The 22,382-nt window shown below is 71.8% G+C and carries 19 protein-coding genes; 7 read left to right on the plus strand and 12 right to left on the minus strand.

Annotated features, from left to right (window positions below; translation table 11 throughout):
* Window positions 1–4 precede the first annotated feature (4 nt).
* From gatA to OHA21_RS33415, 9 genes are all read right to left on the minus strand, one after another.
* A complete protein-coding gene (gene gatA / locus OHA21_RS33375; RefSeq protein WP_328461735.1) occupies window positions 5–1,468 on the minus strand; it encodes an Asp-tRNA(Asn)/Glu-tRNA(Gln) amidotransferase subunit GatA in 1,464 nt (487 codons plus the stop codon).
* Between the two features lie 2 nt (window positions 1,469–1,470).
* Window positions 1,471–1,770 (minus strand): Asp-tRNA(Asn)/Glu-tRNA(Gln) amidotransferase subunit GatC, encoded by a 300-nt coding sequence (gene gatC / locus OHA21_RS33380; RefSeq protein WP_328461737.1) that lies wholly within the window; start codon window positions 1,768–1,770, stop codon window positions 1,471–1,473.
* 13 nt (window positions 1,771–1,783) lie between these two features.
* On the minus strand, window positions 1,784–3,868 hold the full coding sequence (locus tag OHA21_RS33385) for a putative bifunctional diguanylate cyclase/phosphodiesterase (protein WP_328461739.1): 2,085 nt from the start codon (window positions 3,866–3,868) through the stop codon (window positions 1,784–1,786).
* Between the two features lie 1,111 nt (window positions 3,869–4,979).
* The gene (gene ligA, locus OHA21_RS33390) at window positions 4,980–7,274 is read right to left on the minus strand and encodes an NAD-dependent DNA ligase LigA (RefSeq protein ID WP_442875189.1); all 2,295 of its coding nucleotides are present in this window, start codon (window positions 7,272–7,274) and stop codon (window positions 4,980–4,982) included.
* 185 nt (window positions 7,275–7,459) lie between these two features.
* Window positions 7,460–8,449, minus strand: a complete 990-nt coding sequence (locus OHA21_RS33395; protein ID WP_328461743.1) for a methionine synthase — start codon at window positions 8,447–8,449, stop codon at window positions 7,460–7,462.
* Window positions 8,442–9,530, minus strand: a complete 1,089-nt coding sequence (mnmA, locus tag OHA21_RS33400) for a tRNA 2-thiouridine(34) synthase MnmA (RefSeq protein ID WP_328461745.1) — start codon at window positions 9,528–9,530, stop codon at window positions 8,442–8,444. The genes OHA21_RS33395 and mnmA overlap by 8 nt, the downstream gene beginning before the upstream one ends.
* A 9-nt stretch (window positions 9,531–9,539) precedes the next feature.
* Window positions 9,540–10,715 carry a cysteine desulfurase family protein gene (locus OHA21_RS33405; protein WP_328461747.1) on the minus strand — a complete coding sequence of 392 codons (1,176 nt, stop codon included), beginning with the start codon at window positions 10,713–10,715 and terminating at the stop codon, window positions 9,540–9,542.
* 1,474 nt (window positions 10,716–12,189) lie between these two features.
* A complete protein-coding gene (locus OHA21_RS33410) occupies window positions 12,190–13,140 on the minus strand; it encodes an electron transfer flavoprotein subunit alpha/FixB family protein (RefSeq protein ID WP_328461749.1) in 951 nt (316 codons plus the stop codon).
* Window positions 13,141–13,160: 20 nt separating this feature from the next.
* The gene (locus OHA21_RS33415) at window positions 13,161–13,937 is read right to left on the minus strand and encodes an electron transfer flavoprotein subunit beta/FixA family protein (protein ID WP_328461751.1); all 777 of its coding nucleotides are present in this window, start codon (window positions 13,935–13,937) and stop codon (window positions 13,161–13,163) included.
* 376 nt (window positions 13,938–14,313) lie between these two features.
* Here OHA21_RS33415 and OHA21_RS33420 point away from each other — a divergent pair, with 376 nt between their 5' ends.
* The 3 genes from OHA21_RS33420 to OHA21_RS33430 are packed head-to-tail and all read left to right on the plus strand — an operon-like array spanning window position 14,314 to window position 15,424.
* Entirely contained in the window at window positions 14,314–14,697 is a 384-nt protein-coding gene (locus tag OHA21_RS33420) for a YidH family protein (RefSeq protein WP_328461753.1), read from the plus strand.
* Window positions 14,697–15,053, plus strand: coding sequence for a DUF202 domain-containing protein (locus OHA21_RS33425; RefSeq protein ID WP_328461755.1), 357 nt, complete (start codon window positions 14,697–14,699; stop codon window positions 15,051–15,053). The genes OHA21_RS33420 and OHA21_RS33425 overlap by 1 nt, the downstream gene beginning before the upstream one ends.
* Before the next feature lie 38 nt (window positions 15,054–15,091).
* The gene (locus OHA21_RS33430) at window positions 15,092–15,424 is read left to right on the plus strand and encodes a PLD nuclease N-terminal domain-containing protein (protein ID WP_328461757.1); all 333 of its coding nucleotides are present in this window, start codon (window positions 15,092–15,094) and stop codon (window positions 15,422–15,424) included.
* Here OHA21_RS33430 and OHA21_RS33435 read toward each other — a convergent pair.
* Genes OHA21_RS33435 through OHA21_RS33445 form a run of 3 tightly spaced genes read right to left on the minus strand, consistent with a single transcriptional unit; the run spans window position 15,421 to window position 19,870 of the window.
* A complete protein-coding gene (locus tag OHA21_RS33435) occupies window positions 15,421–17,043 on the minus strand; it encodes an acetolactate synthase (protein ID WP_328461759.1) in 1,623 nt (540 codons plus the stop codon). The genes OHA21_RS33430 and OHA21_RS33435 overlap by 4 nt on opposite strands.
* A 13-nt stretch (window positions 17,044–17,056) precedes the next feature.
* A complete protein-coding gene (locus OHA21_RS33440; protein WP_328461761.1) occupies window positions 17,057–19,054 on the minus strand; it encodes an Hsp70 family protein in 1,998 nt (665 codons plus the stop codon).
* A 42-nt stretch (window positions 19,055–19,096) separates the two neighbouring features.
* Window positions 19,097–19,870: an enoyl-CoA hydratase/isomerase family protein gene (locus OHA21_RS33445; protein WP_328461763.1), complete on the minus strand. Its 774-nt coding sequence runs from the start codon at window positions 19,868–19,870 to the stop codon at window positions 19,097–19,099.
* Window positions 19,871–20,030: 160 nt separating this feature from the next.
* Here OHA21_RS33445 and OHA21_RS33450 point away from each other — a divergent pair, with 160 nt between their 5' ends.
* Genes OHA21_RS33450 through OHA21_RS33465 form a run of 4 tightly spaced genes read left to right on the plus strand, consistent with a single transcriptional unit; the run spans window position 20,031 to window position 22,351 of the window.
* A complete protein-coding gene (locus OHA21_RS33450; protein ID WP_328461765.1) occupies window positions 20,031–20,492 on the plus strand; it encodes a DUF6232 family protein in 462 nt (153 codons plus the stop codon).
* Window positions 20,489–20,842, plus strand: a complete 354-nt coding sequence (locus tag OHA21_RS33455) for a DoxX family protein (RefSeq protein ID WP_328461767.1) — start codon at window positions 20,489–20,491, stop codon at window positions 20,840–20,842. The genes OHA21_RS33450 and OHA21_RS33455 overlap by 4 nt, the downstream gene beginning before the upstream one ends.
* Window positions 20,843–20,894: 52 nt before the next feature.
* Window positions 20,895–21,437, plus strand: a complete 543-nt coding sequence (locus OHA21_RS33460) for a PAS domain-containing protein (protein WP_328461769.1) — start codon at window positions 20,895–20,897, stop codon at window positions 21,435–21,437.
* A complete protein-coding gene (locus OHA21_RS33465) occupies window positions 21,434–22,351 on the plus strand; it encodes a methyl-accepting chemotaxis protein (RefSeq protein WP_328461771.1) in 918 nt (305 codons plus the stop codon). The genes OHA21_RS33460 and OHA21_RS33465 overlap by 4 nt, the downstream gene beginning before the upstream one ends.
* Window positions 22,352–22,382 lie beyond the last annotated feature (31 nt).

The following is a 22,382-nucleotide window of genomic DNA, read 5'->3' on the forward strand; positions in this document are numbered from 1 at the left end:
TCCCTCACAGCGCCGGCGGGGTCAGCGTGCCGACAGCGGACTCCAGGGCTGCCGCGACCCGGTACATCCGGTCGTCGGCCATCGTCGGTGCCATGATCTGGAAGCCGACCGGCAGGCCCTCGGAGAGACCGCAGGGGACCGAGATGGCCGGTCCGCCGTACAGGTTCGTCGGGATGGTGAAGAGGTCGGCGAGATACATCTGGTACGGGTCGGACGTCCGGGACCCGAACGGGAACGCCACGAACGGCGTGGTCGGCGAGACCAGCACGTCGACCTTCTCGAACGCGGACTGGAAGTCCCGGGTGATCAGGGTCCGGACCTTCTGCGCCTGGCCGTAGTAGGCGTCGTAGTAACCCGACGACAGGGCATAGGTGCCGATGATGATCCGGCGCTTCACCTCGGCGCCGAAGCCCGCCTCGCGGGTCAGCGACATGACCTCCTCGAGCGAGCGGTTGCCGTCGTCGCCCTCGCGCAGGCCGTAACGGACACCGTCGAAGCGGGCGAGATTGGAGGAGCACTCGCTCGGGGCGATCAGGTAGTAGGCCGGCAGCGCGTACTGGAAGTTCGGGCAGGAGACCTCGACGATCTCGGCGCCGAGCTTGACCAGCGCTTCCAGGCTGTCCTTGAACGCGGCGCTCACACCGGGCTCGGAGCCGTCGCCGGTGAACTCCTTGACGACGCCGAGCTTGACGCCCGACAGATCGCCCTGCTTCCCGAGTCGCGCGGCGGCGACCACGTCCGGCACGGGCTGCGGGATCGAGGTGGAATCCCGCGGGTCGTGGCCGGCGATCACGGCGTGGAGCAGGGCGGCGTCCTCGACCGTGCGGGCACAGGGACCCGGGGTGTCCAGGGAGGACGAGAAGGCGATCAGGCCGTACCGGCTCGTTCCGCCGTAGGTCGGCTTGGCGCCGACCGTGCCGGTGACCGCGCCGGGCTGGCGGATCGAGCCACCGGTGTCGGTGCCGATTGCGAGCGGGGCCTCGTACGCGGCGAGCGCCGCCGCGGAGCCGCCACCCGAACCACCCGGGATGCGACCGAGGTCCCACGGGTTGTTCGTCGGGCCGTAAGCGCTGTACTCCGTCGACGACCCCATGGCGAACTCGTCCATGTTGGTCTTGCCGAGGATCGGCATGCCGGCCTTCTTCAGCCGCTCGACGATGGTCGCGTCGTACGGCGGCTTCCAGCCTTCGAGGATCTTGGAGGCGGCGGTGGTCGGGATGCCCTTGGTGGTCACCACGTCCTTGACCGCGATCGGCACACCGGCCAGCGGCCCGGTGACCTCGCCCCGGTCAACTCTTGCTGCCGCTTCGAGGGCGCCTTCGCGGTCGACGTGCAGGAACGCGTGCACTCGATCATCAACTGCGGAGATGCGATCGAGGTGCGCGGTGGCGACCTCGACGGCAGAGACCTCCTTCGCGGTGATCAACTTGCTGAGGTCAGCCGCGGACATCCTGGTCAGGTCAGTCACGATCAGTCCTCCTCATCCAGGATGCGCGGCACCCGGAACCGGCCCTCGTACGCGTCGGGCGCGCCGGAGAGCGCCTCGTCCTGCGTCAAGCTCGGCACGGGAACGTCGTCGCGGTACACGTTGGTCAGCGGCACCGAGTGCGAGGTCGGCGGGATGTCCTCCGCGGCCACCTCACCGACCCGCGCGACCGACTGCAGGATCACGTCGAGCTGTCCCGCGAATCGATCGAGCTCCTCTTCGGTCACGGCGAGCCGCGACAGGCGCGCCAGGTGCGCTACCTCTTCGCGGGAGATGGCGGCCATCCTGCCCCCTCATTTAGTTCGACGGTTTGCCTGATTCTATTTTCCGGGGATGGACCGGCCGGTACCGGGCCAGCCACTCGGCGAGATCAGCGGCCGGCATCGGGCGCGCGTGGAACCAGCCCTGCGCTGTGTGGCATCCGGCGGCGGCCAGGAGCCGCCAGGTCGCCTCGTCCTCCACCCCCTCGGCGACGGCACGCAGGCCGAGGGCCTCGGCAAGACCGATCACCGATCGTACGATCGCCGCGTCGCCCCGGTCCGTCGCCATACCCAGCACGAACGACCTGTCGATCTTCACCTCGGAGAGCGGCAGCCGGCGCAGATGCTGCAACGACGAGTAGCCGGTGCCGAAGTCGTCCAGCGAGATCGCGACCCCCATCCGGCTCAGCCGGGTGGTGGTGTCCAGCACCCGGTGCGGGTCGGCCATCAGGGCACTCTCGGTGATCTCCAGCTGGAGCAGCTCGGCCGGGACCGCGTAGCGGTGCAGGAGCCCGGCGACCCGATCCGCGATGTCCCCGGCGTGCAGGTCGCGGGCGCTGACGTTGACCGCGGCCCGCAACGGCTTCTTCTGCTTCTGCCAAGCGGCCGGCTGCTGCTTCTGCCATGCGGCCAGCTGCGCGATCACCTCCTCCAGGACCCGGTTGGTCAGCAACCGCATCACCGGGGTGGGCTCGGCCACCCGCAGCAGCTCGTCCGGGCCGACTGTGCCGCGCTCCGGGTGCCGCCAGCGCAGCAGCGCCTCCACACCGATCACCTCGCCGGTCGCGATGGCGATCTGCGGCTGGTAGAAGAGCATGATCCCGTCGTCCGGGGCCTCGCGGCGCAGCGCGGTCCGCAGGTCGGCGAGCAGCGCCAGCCGCTCCGGCGAGTGGTGTGCGGCGTCCGGGCCGTGCACCGCGATCTGGTCGCCGCGCTGCTTCGCCTCGTACATCGCGGCCTCGGCCTCACGCAGCAGGGTGCCGCCGTCACGCCGGCCGGACTGCAGCGCGATCCCGATCGAGGCGCTCACCTCGATCGGTGTGCCGTCCATCAGGAACGGGCGGCTCAACGTCTCGGCCAGGTGCTGCGCGATCCGGCGGGCCGCGGCCGGGCCCTCGACCCGGGTGGCGAGCACCGCGAACTCGTCGCCGCCCAGCCGGACGACCAGATCGTGGGCGGGGACCGCGGCGGCGAGACGGCCCGCCACCCGGGTCAGCAGGCGGTCGCCGGCGCCATGGCCGAGGGCGTCGTTGACCGTGCGGAACCGGTCGAGATCCAGCAGCAACAGCGCCCGCCGGCGGTCCGGGGCGCGCTCGGTCATCGCGGCCTGCAGCGCCCGGCGGTTCGGCAGGCCGGTCAGCGTGTCGAACCGGGTGGCCCGCTCCGACTCACCGGCCCAGCGGACCATCCGGTGCACGGCGTGCAGCGCCAGCAGAGCCAGCGGCAGCAGGGCCGGGCTGACGTGGGCGGCGACCAGGACGACCGGGCTGAGCAGGAGCAGGGCGGCGGTGGCCAGCAGGTCGGCGTGCACCCGCCGCCGGTAACTACGCGGGCGGCCGTCGGCGGTCCAGCGACGGACCACGGCGGCGACCGCGTACCGGGCGGCGATCCACACCGCCGCGGCGGCGCAGGTGAGCGCGGCGTCCCGCCAACCCGGCTGGGGACCGATCCGCAACGAGGTGAGCGCAGCCACGGCCGTGGCGGCTCCGAGCGCGGCAGCGTGCTGCAGCGCCAGATGCAGGGTGCGGCGCAGTGAATGCCGCATCCGTACGCCGGCGACGGTCACCGCGACCAGCTGAACAGCCAGCGCGGGAGGCCCACCCCAGGCCAGCATGATCGCGAAGGTGAAACAGATCGACGGCAGGATGACGGCGCTGGCCCGGCGCCCCGGAACCAGGTAGGGCCGGACGTCGGCGACCACGGCCAGCAGCGCCATGGTCCAGAACCCGGACGGCAGCCCGGCGAACGAGCCTGGGTCCGCCGCCCAGAGGATCAGCGCTGCGGCGACGGCCACAACCGTCGTGATGAGAACGGTCCGCCGGTGCGGCGGACCTGTCTCGTTCCGGGCCACCTCAGGAGCGGCGGCCCGGAACGTGGCCATGCGGGGGCGAGCGGCATCCATGCGACCTCCACGATGGCCTCGATCACCGATCGCCTACACCATAGATCCATATGGTCTTTTTTGCGCTAAAGCGCCTATGAGTTACTAAACCGTCATAAGCCAATAGACGTGAGAACCATCACGATTCGCCCGAATGGGTGACCGTCGCCCGTCGCAGCCGCCTCCCCGCCGCGGCACGGCGGCCGCGGCGGGTGTGGCTGCGTTTTGCGCCACCCCGACGGTATGCAGTCGGCCACGCGGAGTTTGGCGCAGCGCGCGGCGGCGTTCGGCTGGCTGCGCGGGTCTGCGCCAGGCGGCGCCTCCGCGGCGTGCAGGCGGCCACGCGGCGTGTGGCGCGGCGGCGTGCAGACGGCCACGCGGTGTGTGGCGCGGCGCGCAGCGGCGTTCGGCCGGCTGCGCGGGCCTACGGCATGCGGCGCCCCCGCGGCGTGCAGGCGGCCACGCAGCATGTGGCGCGGCGGCGTGCAGACGGCCACGCGGTGTGTGGCGCGGCGCGCAGCGGCGTTCGGCCGGCTGCGCGGGCCTACGGCATGCGGCGCCCCCGCGACGTGCAGTTTCCCCAGCGGCGTGCAGGCGCCACGCGGTGTATGGCGCGGCGTACCGCGGCGTTCGACTAGCTGCGCGGGTCTGCGGCATGCGGCGCCCCCGCGGTGTGCAGGCGGCCCCGCGGCGTGCCAGCGGCCCCGCGGCGTGCCAGCGGCCCCGCGGCGTGCCAGCGGCCCCGCGGTGTGCCGGCGCCCTCGCGGTGTGCCGGCGGCCCCGCGGTGTGGCGCGGCGCACGGGCGGCGTTCGGCTAGCTGCGCAGCGCGCGGCAGCGTCCGGCCATCAACGCAGCGCATGGCGGGCCTTCGGCCACCAGCGCGGCGCGTGGCAGCGCCCGGCCAGGCCGCCAACACACGGCGCGGCGGGCGATCGGCCACACGCGCGGCGCACCGCGGCGTCCGGCCGGCTGCGCCGTGTGCGGATAGCGCGCAGCGGCCGCGGTGTTCGGCCGACCGCCCGATGTGCCCAGTCCGGCGTGGCAGCCGCGTAGTGTCGGGCGGTCGGCCCTAGCGGTCAGCAGGCGTGCCTGCTGACCCGACCGAATACCGCGAGACGCGTGGGCCCGCGATCAGAGCTCGGCGACTGCCCGCGCCGCCTCCGGCCCCTCAGCGAGCAGCACCTCGAAGCCGGCATCATCGAGCACCGGCACCTTGAGGGAGACCGCCTTCTCGTACTTGCTGCCCGGGTTCTCCCCCACCACCACGAACGCCGTCTTCTTCGAGACCGAGCCGCTCACCTTGCCGCCGCGGGTGGTGAGCGCCGCTGCGGCCTGATCCCGGGTGTAGCCGGCCAGCGTGCCGGTGACCACGAAGGTCATGCCCTCCAGCGGGCGCGGACCGGTCTCGACGCGCTCGTCGGCCATCTTCACCCCGGCCTCGCGCCACTTGCGGACGATCTCCCGGTGCCACGGCACGGTGAACCACTCGCGCAGGCTGTCCGCGATGATCGGGCCGACCCCGTCGACCGCCGCCAGCGGGTCGAGGACCTTGGCCTTGCGCTTCGCCTCCGGCGCCTCCCCGGCCACCACACCAGCGTCGGCAGCCGATCCGGCCGGAGCAGCCTCGGCGCCGGCCGATCCGGTAGCAACAGCCTCAGCGGCGGTCGATTCGCCGACAGCAGGCTCGACGCCGGCCAATTCGGCAGCAGCCCCGGCAGTGGCCGATTCGGCAGCAGCCGCCTCAGCGGTGATCGATTCGGCGGCAGCAGGCTCGGCAGCAGGCTCGACGCCGGCCGATTCGGCGGCGGCAGCCTCGGCGGTGGCCGCCACCACCGCCGGCTCGGAAGCCGTGCGGGCGAGCATCTCCTCCAGCGCGGCCATCGAGCCGAACTCCAGGGCCAGCGCATCAGCCGCGGTCGGCCCGACGTGCCGGATCGAGAGGCCGACCAGCACGCGGGCCAGTGGGCGCGATTTCGCTTCCTCGAGGCTCTGCAGCATCTTGCGGGCGTTGGCGCCGAGCTCACCGTTCTGTTTCACGAAGAACGGGACCCGGAGCAGGTGCTCCTCGGTGAGGTCGAACAGGTCGCCCTCGTTGTGCAGCACGCCGGAGTCGAGCAGCGCCTTGGCCGCCTTGTCGCCGAGCACCTCGATGTCCAGCACGTCGCGGCTACCGACGTGGCTCAGCCGCTCCCACAGCTGCCCCGGGCAGGACTCGGCGTTGGGACAGCGGATGTCGATGTCGCTCTCTTTGGCCGGGGCCAGCGGGGTGCCGCAGCTCGGGCACTCGGTCGGCATCACGAAGGCCCGGGCGTCGTCCGGGCGCAGGTCGATGACCGGGCCGAGGACCTCCGGGATCACGTCGCCGGCCTTGCGCAGCACCACGGTGTCGCCGATCAGGACGCCCTTGCGGACCACCTCCTGCGCGTTGTGCAGGGTGGCCTGCGCAACCACCGAACCGGCCACCTTCACCGGCTCGAGCACCGCATAGGGGGTGACCCGGCCGGTGCGCCCCACGTTCACCGCGATGTCGAGGAGCTTGGTGTTGACCTCCTCCGGCGGGTACTTGAACGCGATGGCCCAGCGTGGCGCCCGGCTGGTCGAGCCGAGCCGGCCCTGGATGGCGACCGAGTCGACCTTGATCACCACGCCGTCGATCTCGTGCTCGACGCCGTGCCGGTGCTCCGCGTAGTAGGCGATGTAGTCGCGGACGCCGGCCATGTCGTCGACCAGCTTCCACCGCTCGCTGGTGGGCAGACCCCAGGCCTTCAACGCCGCATAGGCATGCGACTGGGAGGTGGGGGCGAAGCCGTCGCGCGCGCCGATGCCGTGCACCACCATCCGCAGGCCGCGGGAGGCGGTGACGCGTGGGTCCTTCTGCCGGAGGCTGCCGGCGGCCGCGTTGCGCGGGTTGGCGAACGGGTCCTTGCCAGCCTCGACCAGCGAAGCATTCAGGTCGGCGAAGGCCTCGGCCGGGAAGTAGATCTCGCCGCGCACCTCGAGCAGATCGGGCACGTCGTCGCCGGTCAGCCGCTCCGGGATCTCCCGGATGGTCCGCACGTTGGGCGTGACGTCCTCCCCGGTGCGCCCGTCGCCGCGGGTGGCGCCGCGGACCAGCCGGCCCTTCTCATAGGTCAGGTTGATCGCCAGCCCGTCGACCTTGAGCTCGCAGAGGAACTGCACCGGACCGCCGGCGTCCCGCACCGTGCGGTCGGCCCAGGCGGCCAGCTCGTCGTCGTCGAAGACGTTGTCGAGCGACATCATCCGCTCGGCGTGGTCGACCGAGGTGAACTGCGTCGAGAAGGTGCCGCCCACGTTCTGCGTGGGGGAATCCGGCGTGCGCAGCGCGGGGAACTCGGTCTCCAGCGCCTCCAGCTCGCGCAGCAGCACGTCGAAGTCATGGTCCGAGATCGTCGGAGCATCCAGCACGTAATAGCGATACTGATGCCCGCGGACCTCGTCGGCGAGCTCAGCGTGGCGAGCGCTGGCCTCAGGCGTCGGGTCCTTGCCCGCGGCCGCCTCCTGCTCCGCGGTGGGGGCTGTGTCAGACACCGGAACCTCCGTATCAATCAACTACGAGGCACGGTAGTCGCACCCCCCGACAAAACGGGGGCTCACACCTCCGAGATGCGCCGACCGGCTTCGGTGCACGCTTTGAGCAGCGCTCTCGCGTACCCCGGAGTTGCTCCTGCCAGGCCGCAGGCCGGTGTGATCACCACCTGCTCGGGCAGGCGCGCGGCAGGGAAGCCCAGCCGCTGCCAGAGCGTGCGCACCCGCTCGGCGATCTTCTTCGAGTCCGGCCGGGAAGTGCCGGTCGACGGCGCCGCGCCCGCGAAGATCCCCAGGCCGGCCTCGATCGCCTCGCCCAGCGGGTCGAGGTCCTTCACCAGCGACAGGTCCAGCGCCACCGCGGCCGCGGAGGAGTCCCGGACCACCTGCAGCGGAACGGAAGGCGCGCAGCAGTGCAGGATCACCGGCGTGCCGACCGTCTCGACGACGGTCCGCAGGCGCGTCGCCGCGTCCGGGCCGTCGACCTTGCGGTAGGCGGAGAGGCCGCTCTCGGTCGGCACCTGCCCGGCGAGCACTGCGGGCAGTGACGGCTCGTCCAGCTGGAGCAGCACGGTCGCTCCGGGCACCCGCTTGCGGACGTCCTCGACGTGCCGGCGCAGGCCCTCGGCGAGGGAGTCGGTGAGATCGCGGACCGCGCCGGGGTCGCGCAGCATCCGGCCGCCGATCGGCAGGTCCAGGCCGGCCGCGAGCGTCCACGGGCCGGTCGCCTGGATCTTCAGCGGCCCGGCGTAGCCGTCGGCCTGCTCGGTTAGCTGGTCCAGGTCGCGTTCCAGCAGGTCAGCTGTACGGCGAAGATCCTTGCCGGGACGCGAGGCGATCTGCCAGCGACCGGCGTACAGCTGGACCGGGAGCTCCACCAGGAAACCGGCGCCACGGCCGATCATGTCGGCGCCCGGGCCACGGTCGGGCAGCTCCGGCAGGTGCGGCAGGTCGGGCAGCTCGCCGAGGACGATGCGCTGCGCCTCGGCGATGTCCGTGCCGGGCAGCGAGCCGATGCCGGTGGCGGCGCCGGCGGACCACGGGAACTCAGGCATTGGCCGAGGCCCGGGAGCCCGCGGTGATGGTGGCCGAGCCGAGCACGACGTCACCGTCCGGGTCCGGCCGGTAGGCGACGATCGCCTGCCCCGCCGCGACACCCCGGGCCGGCGAGGTCAGCCGGGCGGTCAGGCCGCCGTCAGCCACCGAGACCGAGGCGCCGACCACCTCACCGTGGGCACGCAACTGCACCTCACACGAGACATCCGCCGAAATTTCGTGCCATATCGGGCGGGTGGCGGTGACCACGTCGACCTCGAGATCCTCGCGCGGGCCCACGGTCACCGTGTTGTTCACCGGGGTGATCGACAAGACATACCGAGGCCGGCCGTCGGCGGCGGGAACCCGCAGGTCGAGACCCTTGCGCTGGCCGATGGTGAACCCGTATGCCCCGTTGTGCGTCCCGAGTTTCTCCCCGGTCCGCCCGTCCACGATGTCCCCCGGCGCCGACCCGAGCCGGCTCTCCAGGAATCCGCGCGTGTCCCCGTCCGAGATGAAGCAGATGTCGTGCGAATCCGGCTTGTCCGCCACCGCCAGCCCGCGCGCCGCAGCCTCGGCCCGCACCTGCTCCTTGGTCGAGTCACCGAGCGGGAACATCGCCCGGTCCAGCTGGTCGCGGGTCAGCACGGCCAGCACGTAGGACTGGTCCTTCGCCAGATCGACGCTGCGGCGCAGCAGACCGTCCCCGCCCAGCCGGGCGTGGTGCCCCGTGACCACGGCGTCGAAGCCGAGGGCCACCGCCCGGTCCAGCACGGCCGCGAACTTGATCTTCTCATTGCAGCGCAGGCAGGGATTCGGCGTACGCCCAGCCGCATACTCGTTCACGAAGTCGTCGACGACGCTGTCGTGGAACTCCTCGGCCATGTCCCACACGTAGAACGGGATCCCGATCACATCGGCCGCCCGGCGCGCATCCCGGGAGTCCTCCAGGGTGCAGCAGCCGCGCGCCCCGGTCCGGAACGTCTGAGGGTTACGCGCCAGCGCCAGGTGCACACCGGTGACGTCGTGACCGGCCTCCCGGGCGCGCGCAGCGGCAACCGCCGAATCGACACCGCCCGACATGGCCGCAAGAACTCGCATGCTCAAAGCCTATCTGGGCGTCTTCCACGCCCCGGCCCGGCGGGCCCGCTCGACCGCACCCGGCAGCGCCGCCAGCAGCGCGTCGATGTCGGCGACCGTGCTGTCGTGGCCGAGAGTGAACCGCAGCGAGGACCGGGCCCGGGCGTCGTCGGCACCCATCGCGAGCAGCACGTGGCTCGGCTGCGCCACCCCGGCCGAGCAGGCCGAACCGGTCGAGCAGTAGACCCCCTGCGCGTCCAGGAGCAGCAGCAACGCGTCGCCCTCGCACCCCGGGAAGGAGAAGTGCGCGTTACCCGGCAGCCGGTCGGTCACGGCACCGTTGAAGATCGCGTCTGGGATCGCCGCGCGTACCCGATCCGCCAGCTCATCGCGGAGTCCGGCGAGGCGCGCCGCGTACTCCTCCCGGGTCTTCACCGCGGTCTCCACCGCGGTCGCGAAAGCGACCACGCCCGGCGTGTCCAACGTGCCGGAGCGCACATCGCGTTCCTGGCCGCCGCCGTGCAGCAGCGGCGTGCACGGCACGTCCCGGCCCAGCAGGAGGGCGCCCACCCCGACCGGCCCGCCGACCTTGTGACCGGTCACCGTGAGCGCGGCCACCCCGCTGGCCGCGAAATCCACCGGAATCTGCCCGATCGCCTGCACCGCGTCGGTGTGGAACGGCACACCCGCCGCCGCGGCGATCCCCGCCAGCTCGGTGATCGGCTGAACCGTGCCGACCTCGTTGTTCGCCCACTGCACGCTGACCACCGCGAGTTCGTCGCCACGCTCGGCGATCAGCTCGGCCAACGCCTCCGGAGCCACCCGTCCGGTCTCGTCCACCGGCAGCGTGGTCACCTCCGCGCCTTCCTGCCGGCCGAGCCAGTCGACCGCGTCCAGGACGGCATGATGCTCGACCGCGGAGGCCACGACCCGCACCCGCTCCGCCTCCGCATCGCGCCGGGCCCAGAAGATCCCCTTGACGGCGAGGTTGTCACTCTCCGTACCGCCGCCGGTGAAGACGACTTCCGAAGGGCGCGCGCCGAGCGCCGCGGCAACCCGCTCCCGCGACTCCTCGACCAGGCGCCGGGCGCCGCGCCCGGCCGCATGCAGGGACGACGGATTGCCGACCTCCCGCGCCGCGGCGACGTAGGCGTCAAGCGCGGCGGGAAGCATCGGCGTAGTCGCCGCGTGATCCAGGTAGGCCATCACTCCCAGCTTAGGCCGTCCCGCCGCGCACCCTCGCCGCCGTCCTACCCCCGAAGATCAAACCCATGCGGCGTACGCGCGACGCCGCCCACCCCATCCTCCCCAGCCCTCCTCCCTGCCCGCCCCGCCGCACCTCGCGACCCCGGCACCCCTCAAGGCCGCCCGGCGACCGCCGGGCTCACCCTCACCTCACCCACCCCAGCCCCCGCCTCCCCCGCACAATCGCCCCGCATGCCCGCCCCCGCCGCCCGCCGCGACCACCGCCCACCGCCCGTCACCAGCTGGCCGCCCGCCACCAGCCGGCCGCCAGCCGGAGCCGTCGCCCACGCAGGCAAAGCCCTCTCATTCCATGCCTGACGGACGGTCGAGCCCGCCCAGCCGTCGCCCACGCAGATAATGACGGCCGCATTCCATGGCTGACCAACGGCCGAGCCCGGCCCAGCCGTCGCCCATACAGGTAACAACGGCCCCATTCCATGCCTCTACGCCAGCCGGACCCGCCCAGCCGTCGCCCACGCAGGTAACAACGGCCGCATTCCATGGCTGACCAACGGCCGAGCCCGGCCCAGCCGTCGCCCACGCAGGTAGCAACGGCCGCATTCCATGCCCTACGCCAGCCGAACCCGCCGAGCTGGCACGTGCGCACCTGTTGGCGCCCAGATCCGCCGAGCTGTTACGTGCGCACCTGTTGGCACTCGGGGGCGATGTAGACAGCGCTGGCGGTCAGCCGGGCGGAGTCTGCGGCCAGGCTGGCGCTGAGGGCTGTTTCGGGCCTCGGGAAACAGCGATGGCGGCCAGCCGGATCGCTCAGCTGGCGCTGACGGCTGTCTCGACCGCCTCGAAACAACACTGAGCGCCAGCCGGACGGACGCGCGTGGCCCGGCTGGCGTTGAGGGCTGTCTCGGGCCTCCGGAAACAGCCGTGGCAACCAGCTGGATCGCTCGGCTGACGCTCAGTGCTGTCTCAACGCCCGCCAAACAGCCCTCAGCGCCAGCCTGACATCCCCCGCTCCTATTCGGTGCTCGCCTGCCAGTTGGCGCTGAGGCGCCGTCGCTCGGCTGAATTGATCATGGCCACCGGGTGGTCAGGCTGCTGCTCGCGGCGTCGCGGGCGGGCGTATGGGGCTGAGGGACGGCTGGGCGGCAGCGTCGCGAGACGGCCATCCCGGGTTGAGGGAGGGCTGGGCGGCGGCGGGGCGAAACGGCCATCCGGGGTTGAGGGAGGCTGCGGTGGCGGCGGGGCGAGACGGCCATCCGGGGTTGGCGGGAGGCTGCGGCGGGGCCGGGCGGGGTGGGCTTGGCGGGGATGAGCCCGGCGGGGGCGCTGGGGCCTTGAGTTGCTGGTGGTCGCTTCGTTGAGCGAGGGAGGTGTGGCTGGGGTTGGGGGCGGCGTCGCGCGTACCGGGGAGGGGTTCGACGGCGAACGGCCCGGCGGATGGCCGCCGGGCCGTTCTTCCCTCGTGGAGCGGGATGCCTTACTTGCGCTTGCGGATCTCGTCGGCCGCCTGCGGGACGATCTTGAACAGGTCGCCGACCACGCCGAAGTCGGCGAGTTCGAAGATCGGCGCTTCGGCGTCCTTGTTGACCGCGACGATCGTCTTCGAGGTCTGCATGCCGGCCCGGTGCTGGATCGCGCCGGAGATGCCCAGCGCCACGTACAGCTGCGGGGACACCGTCTTGCCGGTCTGCCCGACCTGGAACTGGTGCGGGTAGTAACCCGAGTCGACCGCCGCGCGTGACGCGCCGACCGCGCCGCCGAGCAGGTCGGCCAGCTCCTCGACCAGCTTGAAGTTGTCGGCGTTACCGACACCGCGGCCACCGGAGACCACGATCGACGCCTCGGTCAGCTCCGGGCGCGAACCCTTCTGCTCGGCGACCCGCTCGACCACCTTGGTCAGCTTGTCCGCCTCCGACACCGCCACGGTCAGCTCCTCGACCGCCGGCGACGCCGCGGCCGGCGCCGGGGTCACCGAGTTCGGGCGGATCGTCACGATCGGCAGACCCCGCGTGACCTTCGACTTCACGATCGTCGAACCCGCGAACACCACCTGCGTCGCGGTGCCGTCCGCCTCGACCGCGACCGCATCGGTCAACAGCCCGTTGTCCAACTTGACCGCCAGCCGACCGGCGATCTCCTTGCCCTCCTGCGTGGAGCCGAGCAGCACCGCCGCCGGCTGCACCCGCTTGACGAGCTCGGCGACCACGGTCGCCTTCGGCGCGACCAGGTAGCCCTCGACGTCCTCACCGGACGCGGTGTAGATCTTCTCCGCCCCGAACTCGGCGAGCTTCTCGGTCAGCGCCGACGCGTCACCGAAGACCACCGCGGACGGCGAACCGAGTCCACGCGCGATGGTCAGCATCTCCAGCGTGACCTTCTTGACGCCGGCGGCCTGCGAGGCCTCGACGACGACCAGTACTTCAGCCATTGTCCTCTATCCCCTCAGACTCAGACGAACTTCTCGGTGGCCAGGTACGCGACGAGCTGCTCGCCACCGTTGCCCTCGTCCACGACCTTCGCACCGCCGGTACGCGGCGGCCGCTTCGAGAACTCCAGCACCTGACTGGTGGCACCCGCGAACCCGACCTCGTCGGCGGCCACACCCAGCTCACCGAGCGTGAGGCTCTGCACCGGCTTCTTCTTCGCGGCCATGATCCCCTTGAACGACGGGTACCGCGGCTCGTTGATGGTGTCCCAGACGCTGACGATCGCCGGCGTGGCGGCCGTGACGACCTCGTAGCCCTCGTCGGTCTGCCGTTCCACGGTCAGCTGCGACCCGTCCACGCTCAGCTTGCGCGCCCCGGTCAGCGCCGCCACCCCGAGCCGCTCCGCCAGCATGTGCGGAATCACCTGCACCCGGCCGTCGGTCGACTCCGCGCCACACAGGATCAGATCCGCGTTCAACTGACCCAGCGCCGCCGCCAGAACCTTCGACGTCGCCACCGCACACGAACCGTGCAACGCGTCATCCTGCACGTGGACCGCCTTGTCCGGCCCCATCGACAGCGCCTTACGGATCGAGTCGGTCGCACCCGCCGGGCCCACCGTCAACACGGTCACCTCACCACCGTGCGCTTCCTTGATCTTCAGCGCTTCCTCGATGGCGTACTCGTCCATCTCGTTGATGACATTGCTCGACGACGCCCGATCCACCGAGAAATCAGCGGCCAGGGTGCGCTCGGCACCGGAGTCGGGTACCTGCTTCACCAGTACGACGATGTTCATCGCGCTCCTACGACCCTCCTGAGTTGAACGCACCCGCCGGCGACGGACATGTCAGCCAGGTTACCCGCCAGTAGATTTGATGTTGCCGGCCACCCAGAGTGACACACCTCACCCACGAGGCGACCGAGATCGCTACAGTGGGCGACGAGGAGGTGTCAGACATGTCCGGTCAAAACGTCTCGCTGGTCGACGATGTCAGTCCGCCTGCGTCCCATAGTCCCCCACGCCCCGACGTGATCGAGCCGCAGTCCCATGGTCGCGCCGGCCCGGACTCACCGTGGTGCCTCTGTGGGCACTCACGCGAGGCCTGCGTCAGTGACGAAGTCCGCATCCTCTGGCACCCGGATTCTTGACCCACTAGGTCAATAATCGACAGGTGTTCGGTGGCCTGGCTCAGTGGTTCGACCCGGAGCGGGAATCGGAGCGGGGCACCACGCCCGACTACCGGTTCTCGCTGGCCAACGAACGTACCTTCCTGGCCTGGATCCGGACCGGCCTGGCGCTGATCGCCGGCGGCCTGGCGTGCGCGCAGTTCCTGCCGCCGCTGCCGGTCACGCATCTGCGCGAGATCATCGCGATCCTGCTGCTCGTGCTGGGCGGGGTGGTGGCGCTGCGCGCCGTCGACCACTGGGCGCGGACCGAGCGGGCCATGCGCAACGGCACGGCGCTGCCCCGGTCCCGCTTCCCGGCGGTGCTCGCCATCGTGGTCGCCCTGGGCGCGCTCGCATTGGTCGTCGCGGTGCTGATCCAGGTCTTCTGATGTCGTCGGAGCCCTGCGCCGACCATCAACATGATCCGGGGGCCTGCGCCGGGATCGACCGGGATCCGGGGGCTTCTCCGGAGCGGACCCGGCTGGCCTGGCGGCGTACCGGTCTGTCGGCTGCCGCGGTGGCGCTGCTCGCCGCCCGGCCCGCTTTCGCACCCGGCGCCGGACCGGCCGAATGGCTGGTCGCCGCGGCCGTGATGATCGGCTGGGCGGCGATGGTGGCCCTCGCCCTACACCGCGCCCGCGGCCTGCGAACCCGTTTTCCGGTGGCCGTACCGCGGTCGATCCGGGCCTACGCGCTGATCACGGCGCTGCTGGCGATCCTCGGTGGATGGGTTGTCATGCTCTGATCGTCGCCGACCGGGAATAACCGATGCATCATTGCCCCATGGTCCGGTTGCTCATCGTCTTGGCCGCGGCGGCGCTCGCCCTGCTCATCCTGGCCCTCATCAGCGGCCTGGCAGCGGAACGCGTCCGGAACATGCCGCGGGCGCTCTGGATCCTCGTGATCCTTCTCATCCCCATCGCCGGTCCGATCGCCTACTTCGTGTGGGGCCGCCCGGTGACCCGTGCCCAACGGCGTCGGTCACCGCGCCCGTCCTCCCCGGACGACGACCCGGACTTCCTGCGCTCCATGGACACCGAACAATCCCGGCGGGACCGCGAGACGCTCGCCGAGTGGGAACGCGATCTGAACAAGGACGACGAACAGCAGGCCTAGGCCAGGTTCGAGCTGCGGGGGTACGCGTCGGACGGGTCGGTGAGGACGTTGACCAGGTACGGCACACCCGCGTCGAAGGCCCGTCGCAGTGCCGGCCCGATCTCGGCTGCCTTCTCCACCGTCTCGCCCGCACCACCCAGCGCTTTCACCACGTCGTCGTACCGCAATCCCGGCTGCAGGTCGGCGGCGACGTCGTAGCCGTACATGGCGCGCATCGGGTGTTTCTCCAGGCCCCAGATGCCGTTGTTGCCGACGACGATGACCACGGGCAGCCCCTGCCGGGCCAGTGACTCGGCGTCCATCAGGGAGAAGCCGGCCGCACCGTCGCCCATCAGCACACAGACCTGCCGGTCGGGGTAGGTGACCCGGGCGCCCATCGCGTAGCCGAGCCCGGTGCCGAGGCACCCGTACGGGCCGGGGTCGAGCCAGGTCCCGGGCTGAGCGGGCTCCAGGAAGCGCCCGGCGTACGACACGAAGTCCCCACCGTCGCCGATGGTCACCGCGTCCGCGGCGAGCACCTTGCGCAGCTCACCGTAGATCCGGGCGGGCCGTACCGGGTCGGTCTCGGCGGCCATCGCCTCGGCGTCGCGGGTCCGCGCCGCGTCCTCGGCGGTACGCAGCCCGGACACCCATTCCTCGTGGTCGGCCCGCCGCCCGGAGTACTCGGCGAGCGCGGCGAGGATGCGACCGAGATCACCGGCGGGGGAGACGGCCGGGGTCACGTGACCGGCCCGCTGGCCCGGCTCGTCCACGATGTGCACCACCCGCGCGCCGCCGAAATCGCCGAAGCCGAGCCGGAAGTCGAGCGGGGTGCCGACGACGGCCACCACGTCGGCCTCGTTCAGGGCGACCCGGCGGGCCCGGGAGAAAGCGAGCGGATGGCCGGGCGGCAGCACGCCGCGGCCCATGCCGTTGGCGAAGACCGGTACGCGCAACGCCTCGGCCGCCGCCCGCAACTCGGTCACCGCGTCCCCGGTCCACACGTCGGAACCCGCGATGATCACCGGCCGGTCCGCCCCGGCGAGCAGTTCGGCGGCCCGCCGTACCTCGTCCGGGTCGGCCTCCAGCACCGGGATCGCCGGAACTCCGGGACTCGCCGCTTCAGCCGTGGAGTAGATCACGTCCAGCGGCAGGTCGAGGAAGACCGGCCCGCGGTGCGGTGTGAGCGCCGCGGTGAGTGCCGCCCCGATCTGGCCGGGGATGTCCTCGGTGCCGGTGACCGTAGCCGCGTACCGGGTGACCGGGGCGACCAGCGGCACGTGATCGAGCTCCTGAAGACTGCCGGACCCCCACCGGTACGCCGGCGCCCGCCCGCCGAGCACCAGCACCGGGGAGCCGTTGAAATGCGCGCTGGTCAGCCCGGAGATGCCGTTGGTCACACCGGGACCGGCGGTGAGCACGGCGAGCCCGGGACGGCGGCGCAACTTGGCCACCGCCTCGGCGGCGAACACCGCGGACTGCTCGTGCCGCACGTCGTGGACGCCGAAGCCGGCCTCGTGCGCCGCGGTGTAGAGCGGGAAGACGTGCCCGCCGGAGAGGGTGAACATCTCGGTCACCCCGAAGGCCCGCAGCGCGGCGAGCGCGAGTTCCCCGCCGTGCCCCTCGATCGTTCCGCTCACGAGCTCTCCCGGTCTAGTTGAATCCGAGCAGGTTCCCCAGGTCCTCGAAGACGTTGATGGCGTCCTCCTGCAGCGGGTCGCCGTTCGCGTAGCCGTACGCGAGCACCAGCGCCACGATCGGCACCAGCACCATCGTGAGCAGGCTGAGCAGGATCTGCACGGCACGCAGGAAGCCGCCTCTGCGCCGCTTCTTCGGCTTGGGTTCCGGTAGCTGCGGCGGCCTCGGCGCGGCGGCCACCGCACGCCCCTGCGGAACAGCGCGCGCCGAGCCGACCACGTGTGGGATCTGGTGCGGCTGCGCCGCCACCGGCGAGATCGGCCGGGCATGCGCGACCACTGGCGTGGTGGGCCGGTTCGCCCGATGCGGTGGTCCGGCTTTCCGCGGCGGGGGTACGGGCTTCCAGCTCGAATCCGGCTTCCAATCGCCCCGGGGGTGCGGGGCGGCGGCAGTCGCGTCCGGATCCGGCCGCCAGGTGGACGGGTCGGCGTGCGGCCACGGGTCGACCGGCGGGCGCAGATGCGGCGGCATGTCGTCGTCCGGCGGGAGGTCGTCGTCCGGCGCCTCGGCCACCGGCTGTTTCACCCGTTTCGGCAGCGGGGTGCTCTCCGGCGCCTGCTCCGGCTCGGGTGGGCCCAGCCGCTCGGTCGCCAGCGTCGGCGCAGCGTCGATCTCGCGCCGGCTCGTCCCCGGCTCGCTGACGGCCGCCACCACCGTGGCCTGTTCGGCCTCCACCACCGGTTCGCCCGCTCTCGCGACGACTGTCTCGTCGGATTCCTGCAGAGGCGACTCGGACGAGAGCGACTCGGGCGAAGACGAAGACGAAGGCGACGGCGCGAGCGGCTTTGTCTGCACGGCGATCAGACCGGTCGCGCTCGGCAGGTATTTCGACGGCAGCCGCAGCTCCTCGGTGGGCCCGGGAGCGGCCGGCTCGCTGGACAGCAGCGCGGCCCCGGCCAGGATGCTGCCCTCGGCCACCACGAGCTCGGGCTGCTCGATCACCACCGGCGGGTCGCCCAGCTCGCGGTGCAGCAGCGTGGCGACCAGCGGGATCCGGCTGGCGCCGCCGACCAGGAAGACGCCGGCCAGCCGGCCCTCCGGGAGGTCGGCCCAGCGCAGCAGGTTCTTGGTGACCCGTACGGTCTGCTCGAGCACCGGCCGGGCCAAGGTCTCGAGCTCGTCGCGGGTGAGGTGGGCCTCGGTGTCGAGCAGCGGCACCACGAAGTCGGCCGACTGGGCCCGGGAGAGCCGTTCCTTGGCGATCCGCACGTCGTCCCAGAGCTGCCGCCGCGCCCGCCGCTCCTCGACGGTCCCCGGTTCCATCAGCCGGCGCCAGTCGTCGGTGCGCAGGTACTCCACGATCGCGGCGTCCACGTCCAGGCCGCCCAGGTCGTCGCGGCCGTCCACGGCCAGGACCTCGAAACCCTCGGCGGTACGCGCGACGACGCTGGCATCGAACGTGCCGGCGCCGAAGTCGTGCACCATGACGACCGAGCCGATCGGCACGTCCCGCCCGAGGATCTCGGCGAAGTAGGTGGCCGCGGCGACCGGCTCGGCGACCAGACGGGCGCCTTCCAGGCCGGCCCGGGCGGCGGCTTCGGCCAGCAACGTACGCCGGGTCGCGCCCCAGCTCGCCGGGCAGGTGAGGGTGGTCTGCGGCCGGTACGGCCCGACGGCGCGATGCCACTCCTCGGTGACCCGGGCGAGCACCGCGGTGATCAGCTCGACGGCCTCGAACTCACGCTCGCCGAGCAGCACCAGACCGTCGTCGATCCGGCGTTTCGGGTTCGGCTCGAACCGGGCCGGGTCCAGCCGGGCGCTGTGCACCGCGTCCCGGCCGACGAGCAGGTTCCCACTCGCGTCCGCGTACACCGCGGAGGGCAGCAGCGGTGAGCCGTCGACCAGGATCGGGCGGGCACGGCCGTCCGGCCATCGCGCGACGGCGACGGTGTTCGAGGTGCCGAAGTCGATGCCGAGGGCGTACCGCTTCGGACCACCCTGGTCGATGGACATGACCGCAGTCTAGGCAATGACCGGCCGTAGCCGAGTGATCCATTACCTGCCGGTGAACTTGGGCCTGCGCTTCTCGACGAAAGCAGCAGTCCCTTCGAGCCGGTCGTCCGTGGCGAACAGCCCGGCGAAGAGGTGTGACTCGAGCGCTAGGCCGGCTGCCAGGTCGACGCTCAGGCCGCCGTCAATCGCCTGCTTGGCCGCTCGCAGCGCGAACGCCGGCCCGGTCAGGTACGGCCGGACGAGCTCGACCGCGGTCGAATACACCTCGGCGGCCGGAACCACCCGGTCGGCGAGCCCGATCCGCAACGCCTCGTCGCTGTCCACCATCCGACCCGAGAAGATCAGATCTTTGGACCGGGCCGGACCCACCAGACGGGCGAGCCGCTGGGTCCCGCCGGCACCCGGGATGAGCCCGAGTTTGATCTCCGGCTGGCCGAGCTTGGCGTCCTCGGCGACCACCCGCCAGTCGCAGGCGAGAGCGAGCTCACAGCCGCCGCCCAGCGCGTACCCGGTGATCGCGGCGACGACCGGCTTAGGGATCCGGGCGATCGAGTCGATAGCGCTGGACAGGGCCCCGGCGCGGGCCACCATGTCCGGGTACGAAACGGTGGCGAACTCGGTGATGTCGGCGCCGGCGGCGAACACCTTCTCCCCGCCGTACACGATCACGGCCCGAACCGACGCGTCGTCGGACAACGCCTGCGCGGCTGCCCGCAACTCCTCCTGGACCTGCACGTTCAGCGCATTCATCGGCGGCCGGTCGAGCCGGATCGTCCCGATTCCGTCCGCGATCTCGAGCCGTACGAACTCGCCCACCCGCGCCTCCTCGCATCGAGCCGTTTCGCCGTCAGCCTATGCGGGGTACGAGCTAAATTTGAGGCTTGTTCGCGACCTACCGCAAGCCACTAGTCTGCGCAGGCCATCCGCCCGGGTCTCCACCGTCGCGAACAAGCCTCACCGGCCCCTGGAGGAGACGATGACCACCTATTACCGGGATCCGGAAGTCCTCATCACGTCGTCCGGCGTGCGGATGAACGGCCGCGACTTCCGCCTGCCCGAGCTGATCCAGGTCTGGTACACCCGGGGCACCCGGTCCTGGGGCGTGATCGCCTGGCGCGGCGCCCTCGGCCTGACCATCCTCCTCCCGCTCCTGCTCGGCGGGCTCGCCATCGCGGTCGCCCTGCTTCTGGACACCGAGCTCAGCACCACCCTGACCCTGGTCGTCGGCGGGATCCTGCTGGGCCTGGCCGTGGTCCCGGTCGCCGACCTGATGCTCGAGCGGGTCGACCACTCCTACGACCGGGGCAGCCGCAGCCTGGAAATCTGGGGCCGGGTGCGCGGCGGCGACGTGCTCCTGCTGCGCACCGACAACGCGCAACGTTTCGGCCGGATCTACCGGGCCCTGCAGCGGGCCCTGGAGCCGGCGGTGCGCCGATGAGAAAGGACGCTGCCAGTCTGGCCGCGTTCCTGGGCGCGATGGGCACGTTGCATTTCGTCGCGCCCAAGCCGTTCGACGGCATCGTGCCGCGGTCGCTGCCGGGGTCGCCGCGCACGTGGACGTACCTCAGTGGGGTTGCCGAACTGACGGTGGCCGCCGCTGTCGCGCATCCCCGCACCCGCCGGGCCGGTGGCCTGGCCGCCGCCGCCCTCTTCGCCGCGGTGTTCCCGGCGAACGTGCGGATGGCGATCGACTGGCGGCATGCCCCGCCGGCGCGCCGGGCGATCGCCTACGGGCGCCTGCCGATGCAGATCCCGCTGATCGCCTGGGCGCTGCGCGTGGCCCGCTGAATCCGGCGAAATCCCGGTGCCGACGGCATCGGTTCGCGACGATCAAGACATCATGAGAGCGACTGAGGTACGCCCCACCGGTGTCGAGCGCACGTTCGGCCAGAACGAGTTGATCGTCAGCAAGACCGATCCGCGCGGCGTCATCACGTACGCGAACGATGTCTTCCTGCGGGTCTCGGCGCTCGCCGAGTCCGAGGCGCTGGGCCGGCCGCACAACCTGATCCGGCATCCGGACATGCCGCGGGCGGTGTTCCAGTTGCTCTGGGACACCCTCAAGGACGGCGAGGAGATCTTCGCGTACGTCCTGAACCTGGCCGCCGACGGCGCGCACTACTGGGTCTTCGCGCACATCACGCCCTCCCACGACGCATCCGGGCGGCTGATCGGCTACCACTCGAACCGGCGCAGCCCGTCTGCCCCGTCCGTCGCCGCGGTGAGCGCCGTCTACGAGCGGATCCGGGCCGAGGAGCGGCGGCACAGCCACACCCCGGACGCGGTCGCGGCCGGCGCGGCGACGCTGCAGCAGATGCTCGCCGAGCGCGGGCAGACGTACGACGAACTGGTCTGGGCGCTCACCGACGGCGGTAGCCGGTGAAGCCCACGCCGGCCGCCGGGGACGCCGACCTGGACCGGGCGGTACGCATCGTCACCGAGATCTGCGAGCGGGCCCGCAACGGCGACCTGGAGGCCCGGGTGCCGCCGCTCGCCGACACCGAACGGGCGATCGGCGTCCGCAACGCGATCAACGGGTTGCTCGACCACATCGACGCCTTCGTCCGCGAGGCCGGCGCCGCGTCGGCCGCCGCCGCGCAGGGCCGCTTCCACCGGCGTTTCCTCACCCAGGGGCTGGCCGGCGCGTACCGGTCGGCGGCGCAGCAGATCACCCGCTCGAACGAGGTGATGAGCCGGACCGCGGAGCAGTTCGCAGACGCGGCCCGGGGCCGGCAGGCGCTGGCCGACGAGCTGGAGTCGGCGGTGCTCACCGTCTCCGAGCAGGTCGCCACCGCGGCCACCGAGATGGGCCGCTCGGCAAACGGGCTGGCCGACTTCGCCCGGGACGCGGTCACCAACGCCGAGCAGGGCCTGGGCACGGTCTCGTCGTTGCGGACCTCGTCCGAGCAGATCCGGCACGCGGTCGACCTGATCAACAAGGTCGCGGCGCAGACCCGGCTGCTGGCCCTGAACGCCACCATCGAGGCGGCCCGCGCGGGTAGCGCCGGACGCGGCTTCGGCGTGGTCGCCAACGAGGTGAAGTCCCTGGCGAACGAGACCAGCTCGTCCAGCGAGGAGATCATGGGTCAGGTCAACACCGTGCAGCAGGCCGCAGCCGACGCGATCGCCGTGCTGGAGGCGGTCACCGCCCGGATCCGGGAGATGAGCGCGCTGGTCGAGGGCATCGCGATCGCGGTGGACGGCGGCGCCGACCCGGCCGACGTGGGACTCTCCCAGCTCGCCGAGGTGCTCCGGGGCGAGGTCTCCCGGTTCGTCACCACCATCCGGGAGTCGTAACCCCCGGCTGGTTCTCAGTGCTGTTTCACAA

It is taken from the genome of Actinoplanes sp. NBC_00393, from assembly GCF_036053395.1.
Classification (GTDB): domain Bacteria; phylum Actinomycetota; class Actinomycetes; order Mycobacteriales; family Micromonosporaceae; genus Actinoplanes.

Coding starts and splice junctions, on each gene's coding strand:
- gatC (WP_328461737.1), bottom strand. CDS start 1,770: ATGGCCGCCATCTCCCGCGAAGAGGTAGCGCACCTGGCGCGCCTGTCG.
- OHA21_RS33385 (WP_328461739.1), bottom strand. CDS start 3,868: ATGGATGCCGCTCGCCCCCGCATGGCCACGTTCCGGGCCGCCGCTCCT.
- OHA21_RS33395 (WP_328461743.1), bottom strand. CDS start 8,449: ATGCCTGAGTTCCCGTGGTCCGCCGGCGCCGCCACCGGCATCGGCTCG.
- mnmA (WP_328461745.1), bottom strand. CDS start 9,530: ATGCGAGTTCTTGCGGCCATGTCGGGCGGTGTCGATTCGGCGGTTGCC.
- OHA21_RS33405 (WP_328461747.1), bottom strand. CDS start 10,715: ATGGCCTACCTGGATCACGCGGCGACTACGCCGATGCTTCCCGCCGCG.
- OHA21_RS33410 (WP_328461749.1), bottom strand. CDS start 13,140: ATGGCTGAAGTACTGGTCGTCGTCGAGGCCTCGCAGGCCGCCGGCGTC.
- OHA21_RS33415 (WP_328461751.1), bottom strand. CDS start 13,937: ATGAACATCGTCGTACTGGTGAAGCAGGTACCCGACTCCGGTGCCGAG.
- OHA21_RS33425 (WP_328461755.1), top strand. CDS start 14,697: ATGTCGTCGGAGCCCTGCGCCGACCATCAACATGATCCGGGGGCCTGC.
- OHA21_RS33430 (WP_328461757.1), top strand. CDS start 15,092: ATGGTCCGGTTGCTCATCGTCTTGGCCGCGGCGGCGCTCGCCCTGCTC.
- OHA21_RS33440 (WP_328461761.1), bottom strand. CDS start 19,054: ATGTCCATCGACCAGGGTGGTCCGAAGCGGTACGCCCTCGGCATCGAC.
- OHA21_RS33450 (WP_328461765.1), top strand. CDS start 20,031: ATGACCACCTATTACCGGGATCCGGAAGTCCTCATCACGTCGTCCGGC.
- OHA21_RS33455 (WP_328461767.1), top strand. CDS start 20,489: ATGAGAAAGGACGCTGCCAGTCTGGCCGCGTTCCTGGGCGCGATGGGC.
- OHA21_RS33460 (WP_328461769.1), top strand. CDS start 20,895: ATGAGAGCGACTGAGGTACGCCCCACCGGTGTCGAGCGCACGTTCGGC.